We start from the raw sequence: 773 nt of genomic DNA on the forward strand, positions 1-773 counted from the left end.
GCCCGTTGGGAGGGGCTGCGCGCCCATGCAAAGCAGGCCGATATCGGCAAGCGAATTGACGATGCGCTGACCCTGATCGAGCAGGAGAACCCCCGCCTCAAGGGCATCCTCGACAAGCGCTACGCCCGAGCCCAGTTGCCCGATGGCAAGCTCGGCGAGCTGGTGGATCTGGTTTCCAAGATTGGCTTTGGCAGTGATGTCGGTGAAGCACGCGACATCCTGGGGCAGGTCTACGAGTACTTCCTTGGCGAGTTTGCCAGTGCCGAGGGCAAGAAGGGGGGCCAGTTCTACACGCCTGCCAGTATCGTCAAGACACTGGTGGCGGTACTTGCTCCCCATCATGGTCAGGTCTACGACCCCTGCTGCGGTTCAGGCGGCATGTTCGTGCAGTCGGAGAGGTTTATCGAAGCCCATGGCGGCAAGCTGGGTGATGTCTCCATCTACGGTCAGGAGTCTAACCCGACCACTTGGCGGCTGGCGGCCATGAACCTCGCCATCCAGGGGATGGACTACAACCTCGGGCGCGAAAACGGTGATACCTTCACCCGCAATCAGCACCCTGACTTGCGTGCAGACTTCGTGCTGGCCAACCCGCCGTTCAATATCAGCGACTGGTGGCATGGTAGCCTCGAGGGGGATCCGCGCTGGGTCTACGGTACGCCGCCTGCGGGCAACGCCAACTATGCGTGGCTGCAGCATATGCTCTACCACCTCAAGCCAACTGGTCGTGCCGGTATCGTGCTGGCCAATGGCTCAATGAGTTCCAGCCAGAA

General features: G+C 61.1%; 1 protein-coding gene. It reads left to right on the forward strand.

Annotated features, from left to right (window positions below; translation table 11 throughout):
- Nucleotides 1-773: N-6 DNA methylase (locus OKC40_RS22730; RefSeq protein WP_270797055.1), on the forward strand; the 773-nt coding region annotated here is incomplete at both ends.

This window comes from Aeromonas sp. QDB11 (assembly GCF_027705265.1).
GTDB classification, from domain to species: domain Bacteria; phylum Pseudomonadota; class Gammaproteobacteria; order Enterobacterales; family Aeromonadaceae; genus Aeromonas; species Aeromonas allosaccharophila.